Origin of the sequence: Nocardia coffeae (assembly GCF_019890715.1) — a bacterium.
Taxonomy (GTDB): domain Bacteria; phylum Actinomycetota; class Actinomycetes; order Mycobacteriales; family Mycobacteriaceae; genus Nocardia; species Nocardia jiangxiensis.
In genome coordinates this window covers 1-303 of sequence record NZ_JAINZY010000094.1, presented here as the reverse complement: position 1 = coordinate 303, position 303 = coordinate 1, and the positions used below count along the sequence as shown (strand labels likewise).

The following is a 303-nucleotide window of genomic DNA, read 5'->3' as shown; positions in this document are numbered from 1 at the left end:
AGAGGACGACTTTGCCTTCCTCTGGAAACTCGTATTGCATTGCCTCCGGCTCGATCACGATGCTGAACCGGTGACTGTCGGGCGGAGCCGACACCGCGAGCTGAAACTCCATCCGCCAATCATGCCGCAACACCGAACGCACTACATTGCCGCCGATCGCGCGCGGTGGACTGAGCGAAAACATTCGATTCTGTCCCACCAGCACCCGCCCACTATGCTCTCGCGAATCTGCAGCTCGCGCGAGGACCCGTTTGTGCCACAACCCGTGTGCGAAATCTACAGGACACAACTCGCCATGTCGGT

General features: G+C 59.4%; 1 protein-coding gene. It reads right to left on the bottom strand.

Annotated features, from left to right (window positions below; all coding sequences use genetic code 11):
- Positions 1-205 (bottom strand): hypothetical protein (locus K7711_RS47190; RefSeq protein WP_222979749.1); only part of this gene is annotated, 205 nt, incomplete at its 3' end.
- Positions 206-303 lie beyond the last annotated feature (98 nt).